Here is a 10,432-nt window from a genome sequence, read left to right on the forward strand (position 1 = left end):
TTCTATGTTTTTATAAATTCAACCCTTCTGTTCTGCGCTTTTCCTTCTGTAGTTGAATTATCCCCAACAGGGTCGGCCTCGCCCATCCCCTCTGTGGTCAACCGTGATGTATCAATTCCATAAACTTGTACCAAGGCATTCTTTACGGCTTCTGCCCGATCCTTTGATAGTTGGATGTTTGAACCTGCATCCCCATCAGCATCGGTATGCCCAATGATATTTAAATCCATAGCTTCCTCTTGCAATAATACCTGTGAAATTTGACGGATAATGCCTAGGGATTGCGGTTTGATTTGGTCAGAACCAGGGTCAAAAAGAATGCCATTGGTGGATACTTTTCCAACTGAAATCAGCTGTCTTCTTAAATCCACTCCCCCTTCGGCCACTTTTAGATTGGTAATCAACAATCGCTCCTCACCGTCTTTGAAGTTGTTCATGTGAAACTTTAAGGTAGTAAGAACGGCACCTTCGGGAACAATTCTTGGAATATCAATATGTTTTTCCTCATTGACCCACAGCCTAAAACGTTGTTGGTTTACGGCAACGGAAATATGCGGCCTATCTAATACCTCATCCCTGAGATCCGCTCGTACCACGCTATATATTTCCCGCTTGTTATTGATGTGGTTGGCTATTGTTATTCCTATAGCTGAATATTGGCAAAATGGCAATTGGGCATGCACAAAATTGGTCCCTTCCTTAAACTTATTATCATCGCTTAGATCTATCCGCAAGGTGGCCGTTGAAGATGTTTTTTTGGTCAATCCCACAGCCATCACATCAAATTCTATGGTATATTCTTCTGGCAACTTGGGTACATCGGGAATGAAATATAGGTTATAACCAGGAACCAGCTCCAACCATTTTTCTGGAGATTCATTTATGGTCACTACCTCACCACCTCCATTGGTGTTCCATTTTGAGGGGAAATCACCAATAAAATCCGTTGTGAAATCATCGTAGAACATAATTTGGTCACCGGGTACATAATCAAATTTGCTGTAGATAGCGATGCTTTCTGGATCGGTCGTTAAAGGATCTCTAGACTGGCCGGTGCCATTTGGGCTACTGCCCCCTTTTCTCGTTTCTTGTCCTCCAATTATTGGCGGCAAAGGTTCTTGGGTTGGAGCCTTTTCACCTTTTTTACCAGGTTCTAAAATACTGTCCAACACCTCATCCGTTTTCTCTTGTGTCTCTTTTTCAACACGGCGTTCAACGGTTCGTTGGGCAGCTTTTTCTGCTTTCTGCTTTAGTTTTTTAAGTATCTGCGAATGGGCATTGGAAGAAAATGCCGTGAGTATAAAAATGGTCATTAAGACCCTGATAATGCTGTTTCTTGTTTTCATTATTCCTCATTCTAAAGGGTTTGAATACTATTAAAATGCTCTACTATTGGACTCTCGGAGTTAAATTTAGGTAAGAGACCTAGACGGGGAGACTTGGGAAAATGGATTACTTTTGCCTTTGGGAGGAGAAAGAAGGCAAGTATTAATTAAAATGTAAAAAGTTCACTTATTCTAAGATACAAAAAAATCCCCTAAATTTTGGGGATTTTTGTATTGTTTGATGGGTATATTGTAAAGTTGGGTATTTGTCTAGTATCAGTATATCTTATACACAATCAAAGAGTTATCCATGTCTTTAGCAACCACCTCTAATTTTTTGTCGTTGTCCATATCGCTTAGATCTATGGTAGAGGTTCCAAATACTGGGAAGTTGGAAATGCTTTGGCCCTGGCTGTCAAAAAGATAAATTTTCTGATTTTGTATAGTGGAAACACTAACGAACATTTTATCGCGTATAAAAAATATTTTGGGGCGGGAATAAACGCCAAGGTCTAATTCTATTGCATGGTCCCCGATTTTGAGAACATTATCATTCATTAGAACTAAATGCTTATTACTCGCATCCATCCCGTGTTCTTTGTTAAGGATTAAGTTCGTCTTTCCTATATTACCCTTATCGTCAATTTGAAATAGGATGCCTTTTTTATCGGTAGTAGAAAACTTATCGTTGTAAAGATGTACCCCGTTGGTGGAAAAATCAATTTTTTCAGAAACCTTAATGCGCTCGTCACCTACTCGGTTTAGTATTTTCAAGGTCCCGTCTGCCAATTGAAAAACGAGATAATCTTTATTTTGAATACGAAAATGTTGGGGCGCGGCTATAATCGGCTGTTCGGCTTTGCTGTATTTGAAGCCCTTCACATCATTCAGTTTATTGTTGTACATAAATACCTTTTGTCCTTGGGTAATGACGAATCTGTAGTCCTTTCTTCCATCGTAATCAAAAATGGCCAAAGGATTTAGATTCCCACCCTCAAAGGTTTTATTGAAAGGAGGCACATCATTGCCGTTTCTATCTATGATCAAAAATTGGTTATGGGTTGTAAAGGCTAATTGTAATCTGCCGTTTTTATAAATATCAACTTGTTGTATATCTCCCTGAACCTTACCCTTTAGTTCTTTTTTCCAAAGCACCTTTCCTTCATTTGAGATGAGGTAAAGATTGTTTTCTTTATCCTGCACAACAATTTCTTTTTTGTTGGTTCTATAATCGGTCACAAATTGTGGATTGGTGAGTAATGGATTATCCAATTGAATGGTAAATAAGGGAGACGTGCTATTGGTTTTATCTTCCTTTTCAATTTTTTGAATTACGGTATTAATATGGTAAAAATTATCATCGGCAACCAATTGGGAGGCAAATAAATATTTCGAGAAAGTACTTGGCTTAAAATCGTTAAAAAGTGAACTAGTGAATTCTTCTTTTAATACGTTAGAAATACCATCAGCATTAGATATGAATAACATGTTTGATTCGTCTGCTAAGACATCATTCGCTGTATCATATAAGTTAGTATTATTAAAGGTAGTTCCATTCTTATAATTACTGATAATGGTTTGTAACGTTTCTATTTCAGAAGAAAAAACAAAGGCATTGTCCAAAATAGTGCAATATGTTGCTTTAAATCTTTTAACCAGGGGATTAAAAAATTCATTTAAAAAATTAGTTTCATTCAGTTCTAATATCTCTGTACCTTGATATTCACTGCTGCCTTTTTTTCGCTCTTCTAAAAATTTTATAATTTTTTCAGCGCCAAAAGTTTTGAGTATAACTGCCTTTTTCCCATTTAAAAAAATGCTACCAACTTCTTCTACCGTGTTAAATAAGGTGTCCATAGGAATAGACCTGTCTAAATAGCGCTGTTGGTTTTTGGCGAAAGTGCCATAATCATCAAATGTGTATGAGATAATAGTTTCTGCGGCTAGTGGAGCAAATGAGGCTATGGTATTGGTCCGGGCTCCGGTATTCTTGAATAAGTTGGTAAAGTGTTTTAAGGAATCATTTGCCATACTGATTCCTGTAAAGTTCAAATGATCCTGTGCAATATCTAAGTCTAGGTTGATCCAATCAGAGAAGTTGGAAATACTGTAACTCGAATTTTCTTTGAGTATAGTATTAAAAAGGGCATTACTATTTTTGGTGTTCAGGAAAAGGGTAGCTGATTTCTTGGTATTAGATATTTTATAAAGTTCCTTAAAGCTTAAATTTATGGAAGGTTCTAATGTATTTCGGATGCTATTTTCCAATAATAGGCGGGAAGAACTGATGATGGTGGTTTGGTCAATGGTCGTAGTAAAAAAAGCAACTTCTTCAAGGGAGTATTTTTTGATACTGTTATTTTCATAGGTAAAAGTTTCTTCTGACTTATTTTTAATGCCATCAAAGTTATAGAGTCCATCCGCAGTAGACACAATAAAAAGATATTCAAAATTTTCTTTTCCCAATTCGGAGAAAACCAATAGACTCTCCGATTTGGGATTCAGGTATTGAATATTTTTTATAGTCTCAAAAACATTCTTATAAATAGTATTGGTTTTAAGGAGGGATAAAAATTCATTGTTCTTTAATTCGCTTTTAAGGCCAGGCAGATGATTGATCTTAATTACTAAAGAAGCGTCTTTGGGTACAAAATCCAATAAAGAAGTTGAGGTGTTTTTCTTTTCAGTACAGCTAAAGAAGAGTAATGCTATGATCAATAATATTTTATAGGTCATATAGGTGCTTTTCAGCAAATTTATAATTTTAAACTTCAATTTTGAGTTGTTCTGGTAATTGTCTGAAACTTTTCCTATGGTATTTGGTAATCCCATATTTTCTAATGGCTTCTCTGTGTTCCTTTGTGGGGTATCCTTTATTTTTAATCCAATTGTACATGGGGAATTCTTCATGCAGTTTTTCCATATAGGCATCTCTATGGGTTTTGGCGAGTACGGAAGCTGCTGCAATGCTGGTATAGGTGCTATCGCCTCTTATGATGCATTTATGGGGTATTTGTTCAAAAGGTTTAAATCGGTTCCCATCTACCATAATACAAGAAGGTAATTTGCTTAGTTGGGCAATAGATTTGTGCATAGCTAAAATAGAAGCGTTCAGGATATTTATGTTGTCAATTTCTTGGGGGGAAATATGGAATACGCCAAATGTTAAGGATTCTTGCTCAAGAATAGGCCGCAGGAGGTTACGCCTCTTTTCGGATACTATCTTGGAATCGTTCAAATGTTTGTGATAAAAACCTTCAGGTAAGATAATAGCGGCCGCGGTCACAGGTCCAGCAAGACATCCTCTTCCCGCTTCATCGGTTCCTACTTCGTTATAAAGACTGCGAATTAGCATTATTTTTTATTTAATGATAATGAAAAAACAAAACTGTTTATTTTTTTCAAAATAAACCTAAACAAAACGTGTTAATTTTATGCATATAACTACGAAAAATTGTCATTATATTAAATAATTGATAATTATTTCTCTTTTTTTAACAAATCCAGATCTGTCTTTGTATTTATTTTTGGATAATTAACTAATAATTATCATTTTTACGGCTGACTAATTCAAAAATACAATTAAATGAAATCAAAGTTAACTTGGATTTTAACATCATTCATGGTGTTAAACATGAGTTTTTCCTTTGCACAAGGAAAAACTATTACAGGTAATGTGACAGACCAAGAAGGTGTGCCATTGCCTGGTGTGTCCGTTGTGGTGGTAGGAACTGCTTCAGGGACACAAACAGATTTTGATGGTAATTACGCCATCAAGGCCAACAGTAATCAAGTGTTACGATTCAGTTATATCGGGCAAAAGACTACTGATAGAAACGTTGGGGCTAATAATGTCATTAATGTTTCAATGGAAGATGATGCTCAGGCATTGGAAGAAGTGGTGGTACAGGGGTACAGAACTTCTACTAAAGAGAAATCTAGTATTGCTTCGGTTACCATAAGTGCAGAGACAATTGAAAACAGGCCTAATGCGAGTTTCGTTCAAACTCTTTCTGGTCAAGTAGCTGGTCTTAACATAACAACTGCTAGTGGACAACCAGGTGCAGCATCCAATATTAACTTAAGGGGGGTTACTTCTATTAACGGAAATACACAGCCTTTATTCATTATTGACGGTGCTCCTGTAGATGAAAGCAATTTTAGGAGTTTAAATTCACAGGATATCGCTTCTATATCAGTATTAAAAGATGCTGGTGCAACTGCCATTTATGGAAACAGAGGTGCTAATGGTGTTGTGATCATTAAAACTCGTCAAGGAGGATACAATTCTGCTTTAAAAGTTAATTATACTGGAATTCAGAGTTTCGGAACGTTGCAAGACAACGATTATAAATTAATGAATTCTCAGCAGTTACTAGGTCTGCAAAAAGAAAGAGGCAGAGGATTAGGTGCAGGTTTAACAGATGCAGAAATAGGTGCTTATACAACTACTGATTGGGCTAATTTCTTCTTCAAGACAGGTTTAACTCAAAACCATACCGTTTCTTTGAGCAGCGGTAGTGCAAACGCTTCACAATTTACATCCTTCGGTTATTTTGATCAAGAGGGAATTCTTAAAAATTCTGGACTAAAAAGGTTCAACATTAGAAATAACACTCAGGGGAAGTCTGATAACGATAAATTTAACTACAGCACTAATTTATCTATCAACTATTCCACCTCTGATGAGCCAAATAGTATAGGAACTGGTGGTATTAACCAAAATTACGTCTTGGGTGCTTATCAATCCGTACCTTATATTTCCCCAGAGGATTATACTACCGGGGAGGCTTTATTATCTCCCTTAAGTTTTACAAACACGCCTCTTTTCTTAATTGACAAGTTAAGGACATTTACAAGAAAAGAAGAAGAGGTTAAATTAATTGGAAGTTTAACCGCAGGATACAAACTTACCCCGCAGTTATCTGCCAATATGGTTATGAGTGCTGATTATCAAAATGAGATTAGAACCTCTAGTACGGCATCGGATTCTTTTAATTCTTTATTGTTTGGAGGCGACGCTAATCCAATAGCTGGTTCGCAAAATCAGCAATCAACTAGAGTATTTACATTCAACCAGGTTACCTCATTAAACTACAACAATACGTGGGGAAAACATACATTGGATGCAGGTGTGTTTACAGAGTACTTTAAAGCTCATTTGAGAACTTTTGGCTATAATGCACAAGGGTTAGATCCTAAAACATTTTCTCCAGGAGACGGTTCTGGTTTTATTGATGATTTAGGTACAAATGATTTCTATATAGATTTCGCCAATGCCAATATTCAAAATGCAGGTCTGTTTTCGTACTTTACGCAAGCCGATTATGATTTTGATGGGAAATATGGTTTTACAGGTACGGTTAGAAGGGATGCTTCTTATAGGTTTGCTGGTAGTAATCGTTGGGCTACTTTTTATTCCGTTGCAGGAAGATGGAATATTAGTAATGAGGCGTTCATGGATAACTCTGTATTTGATGTGTTAAAAATTCGTGCATCATATGGTACTGCAGGTAACCAAAACATTAATGGTGGTGGTAACTTTGCTTCTCCAGATTTAACCCAAAATTTCTTTGCCACAGGCGGAGGATATGCTGGTCAGAATTCTATATTCCTTTCTCAGATTGGAAATACTACATTGAAATGGGAGACTGTAACACAATCTAACGTTGGTCTGGATTTTGAATTGTTCAACAGAAGATTAAGAGGTTCTGTAGATGGTTATATTAAGGAAACAAGTGATTTATTTCAAAGTACACCCGTTTCGGCCATTAACGCAGTAACTAACTTGGATGCCAACACTGGAACTATAAAAAACACAGGTGCTGATCTTACCCTTAACTATGACCTTATTAGAGGGGGTGCTGATAAGTTTAACTTAAGTCTTAATTTTGTAGGAAACTATAACAAACAAGAACTTGGAGATTTGCCAAGTGAAGACGGTGAATTACAAGGTACTGGCCGTAACGGTGGAAAACTTTTTGAATATTTCACGCTGCGTTACGCTGGTGTAAACCCTGCGAATGGTAATTTATTGTTTTATGGTGCTGATGGTGCTGTAACGGAAAATCCAAATGCAGATACAGATAGGGTTTGGTTAGATAAAAATATCTTTCCTGATTACACCGGAAGTTTTGGATTGAATATGGATTACAAAGGATTCTTTTTGCAAACCCAATTTAACTACACTATAGGTGTTGATAGATTTGATAATGATTTGGCAGGTTTCCAAAACCCTGATAATATCGATCAATTTCAAAAAACTACAGATATCTTCAGAGCTTGGACTCCTGATAACAGAATAACGGATATTCCTAGATTTGATGCTACAAATAGAAACTCATTCGCATCAGATAGATTTTTGCGTAAGGCAGATTTTTTAAGATTACGATTTGCAACTATTGGTTACACGTTTCCAAAAAGATATTTAGAGGGAACTGGTTTTAGTAATTTAAGAATATTTGGTAATGGTGAAAATTTGTTTACGTTTAGTGAGTGGAGAGGTTTTGATCCGGAGGCTTTATCTAATACCTCTAGAATTTACCCAACCCAAAGAACACTGTCTATAGGATTTGAACTAGGATTTTAAAAAAAAGAACAGATGAAAAATATAAGTAAACTATTAATATTTGGTTTTGGTGCGTTACTTTTTAGTTGTAACGACGCTATAGACATTAAACAACCTGGTAGGCTAGATGCTGATGCTGCTTTTGAAAGCGTGGATGATTTGGAAGCGGGTTTGTTTGGGACTTTGAATACCTTTGATACCAGTTCAGATATTGCCTTTGGTTCTGTATTTACAGATGAATTATCTATAGGATTTGATAGTGGTGGTCAAGGACTTGCTGATTATGGATTCGTTTTGAATCCAGGGAGTGAGGCCCCTGCTGTATTTTGGATTAGAGGTTATCGGCAGATTAATTCTGCAACTAGGTTAATTGAAGCTGCAAAAATTATTACCCCAGAAGCAGGTGACTTGGAGAGATACAATGATATCATAGGTCAGGCTTATGCACTTAGGGCTTTTGCACACTTTGAATTATTGTCTTATTTCAGTACTGATTTGACAGATGATAATGCATTGGGGGTTATAGCTGTTGATTTTATTCCTTCAATTGACCAAAAATTGTTACGTAACACCAACGGAGAGGTTTTTGCTTTGATAAATGAGGATTTAGATAGAGCCAACGGTTTATTGGATAATACCTTTGATCCATTGTATGTGAGTAAAGATTTTGTTACTGCGTTAAGAGCGAGAATAGCTACTTTTAGAGGTAATTACCCTGAAGCGGCAACATTGGCTCAACAATTAGTAACAAAATATCCTTTGGCTACAAGAGCTGAATACGAGGGTATTTTTAACGATGTAGACAATACGGAGATTATTTTTAAATTAGAAAGAACACTCAATGATAACTACGACGGTCAAGGTGCTACTGGAGGTATATCAGCAGGCGGATGGGCTGGTGCTCGTTTTGCTTTTGTGGATGCTACCTTAGATGGTTCTCCTTATTTTGAAATGGGCAGATCTTTGTTCAATCTTCTAGATCCAGCAGATATACGTTATGATGTGAACGTTGCGCCAACTTCAGTGATAGATCCTAATTATTTAACGAGTGCAGATCCATCTGAATCTGATAAGTTGGTAATACAAAAATATCCTGGTTCTGGTGGACAACCATTAATGAATGATTTGAAAGTGTTCAGATCCTCTGAAATGTTATTGATTTTAGCTGAAGCTAGAGCCGATGCAGGTACGTTCAATGGCACTAGCTCAACAGCTTCTTTAATTAAGCAATTGAGGGATGCCCGTTTTGGGACTCCACAGGCTTTGCCTGTTTATGCCAACCAAACTGAGGCTTTTGCCGCTGTTTTGAATGAAAGAAGAATAGAATTGGCTTTCGAAGGGTTTAGGTATAAAGATTTAAAGCGTTTAGGGGAGAGAGCAAATCAAGGCGTTCTTAAGGATGCTGTTGATTGTGCATTTAACGGAGCATGTTCTTTAAGTGCCTCTGATTTCAGATTTACAATGCCTTTGCCAATTGTCGAATTCAACGCGAATCCTGGTTTACGTGAGCAACAAAACCCAGGGTACTAATTTTAAAAAGAACAAATTATGAAAAAATATATTTTAATTTTATTTGCGTCGGTGTTTGCCTTCACTTCTTGTGAAGAAGAACTTCTAGTTTACGATAACGTGGATGGACAGACGTTAGTGGCTTTCGCTAGCAATAGTTATAATTTAGAGGTACAAGTAGACGGCACAGGTACTCTAAGTATACCTGTAAATGCAAGTACTATTTCTACAACTGATAGAAATTTTACTGTATCTGTAATTGGAGAGGAAACTACGACGGACCCTACGTCTTATTCTTTCGATTCTTCGGTTACTATTCCGGCTAATTCCTATGAAGGTACTTTAGTGATTAACGGTCAAGACAATAATGTAGAAATAGAAGCAAAATTCTTGGTTCTTAGACTTGCGGGTGATGCAGGTGTACTAGTAGGCCCTGATGTGAATGTAAGAGTTTACCAGGTGTGTCCTGTGGATGAAACTTTCTTCACAGGAAGGTACGAAGTTACAATAGTAAACCCTGGAGTTTTTGGAGCTGGTACTTTTGGCGTAGATGGTGTAATTGTGGATTTGGCGGCCTCAGGTTTCAACAGAACATTCACTGCTAATTACTTCGCAGATTCTAGATTCCGAAGAACTTTCACTTTGACTTTAACTTGCAATCAAATAGTTGTACCTCGTTTGGATATGGCTGTTGGATGTGGAGGTAATTCAGTGAATTTGGTTACTGGTCCACCATCTGGAACTAACGGGGTATTTGATTCAACAGATGATACTTCTTTTACAGTGAACTTAACTGATAACGTGGATTCAGATTGTGGTGGTTCACCAGTTCAGGCTTCATACATTTTTACCAAGATTTAGTATTTTTAAAATAGGTTTACAAAGGGACTAACTCTAACGAGTTAGTCCCTTTGTCTTTTTGTATCAAATAGGATTGAATTTTGATCATATCAATGGGTTTTATAAAAGATTGTATATAATACTCCCCAATTTTAGGACAGCAAGTTAAGTTGTAATTTAACCCTGTCAA

The 10,432-nt window shown here is 36.7% G+C and carries 6 protein-coding genes; 3 read left to right on the forward strand and 3 right to left on the reverse strand.

Annotation, left to right across the window (positions count from 1 at the left end; translation table 11 throughout):
• Positions 1–2: 2 nt before the first annotated feature.
• The 3 genes from ABXZ36_RS12415 to rnhB all read right to left on the reverse strand — a co-directional run bounded on the left by ABXZ36_RS12415 (position 3) and on the right by rnhB (position 4,680).
• A complete protein-coding gene (locus tag ABXZ36_RS12415; RefSeq protein WP_354615990.1) occupies positions 3–1,346 on the reverse strand; it encodes an OmpA family protein in 1,344 nt (447 codons plus the stop codon).
• A 255-nt stretch (positions 1,347–1,601) separates the two neighbouring features.
• Positions 1,602–4,061: a ribonuclease HII gene (locus tag ABXZ36_RS12420; protein WP_354615991.1), complete on the reverse strand. Its 2,460-nt coding sequence runs from the start codon at positions 4,059–4,061 to the stop codon at positions 1,602–1,604.
• A gap of 28 nt (positions 4,062–4,089) precedes the next feature.
• Entirely contained in the window at positions 4,090–4,680 is a 591-nt protein-coding gene (gene rnhB, locus ABXZ36_RS12425; RefSeq protein ID WP_354615992.1) for a ribonuclease HII, read from the reverse strand.
• Between the two features lie 231 nt (positions 4,681–4,911).
• Here rnhB and ABXZ36_RS12430 point away from each other — a divergent pair, with 231 nt between their 5' ends.
• The 3 genes from ABXZ36_RS12430 to ABXZ36_RS12440 are packed head-to-tail and all read left to right on the forward strand — an operon-like array spanning position 4,912 to position 10,263.
• On the forward strand, positions 4,912–7,914 hold the full coding sequence (locus tag ABXZ36_RS12430; RefSeq protein WP_354615993.1) for a SusC/RagA family TonB-linked outer membrane protein: 3,003 nt from the start codon (positions 4,912–4,914) through the stop codon (positions 7,912–7,914).
• A 12-nt stretch (positions 7,915–7,926) separates the two neighbouring features.
• Complete coding sequence (locus ABXZ36_RS12435) at positions 7,927–9,423, forward strand: RagB/SusD family nutrient uptake outer membrane protein (protein WP_354615994.1); 1,497 nt, start codon at positions 7,927–7,929, stop codon at positions 9,421–9,423.
• 18 nt (positions 9,424–9,441) lie between these two features.
• The gene (locus tag ABXZ36_RS12440; RefSeq protein ID WP_354615995.1) at positions 9,442–10,263 is read left to right on the forward strand and encodes a hypothetical protein; all 822 of its coding nucleotides are present in this window, start codon (positions 9,442–9,444) and stop codon (positions 10,261–10,263) included.
• Positions 10,264–10,432 lie beyond the last annotated feature (169 nt).

Origin of the sequence: Sediminicola arcticus, assembly GCF_040566695.1 — a bacterium.
Taxonomy (GTDB): Bacteria; Bacteroidota; Bacteroidia; order Flavobacteriales; family Flavobacteriaceae; genus Sediminicola; species Sediminicola arcticus.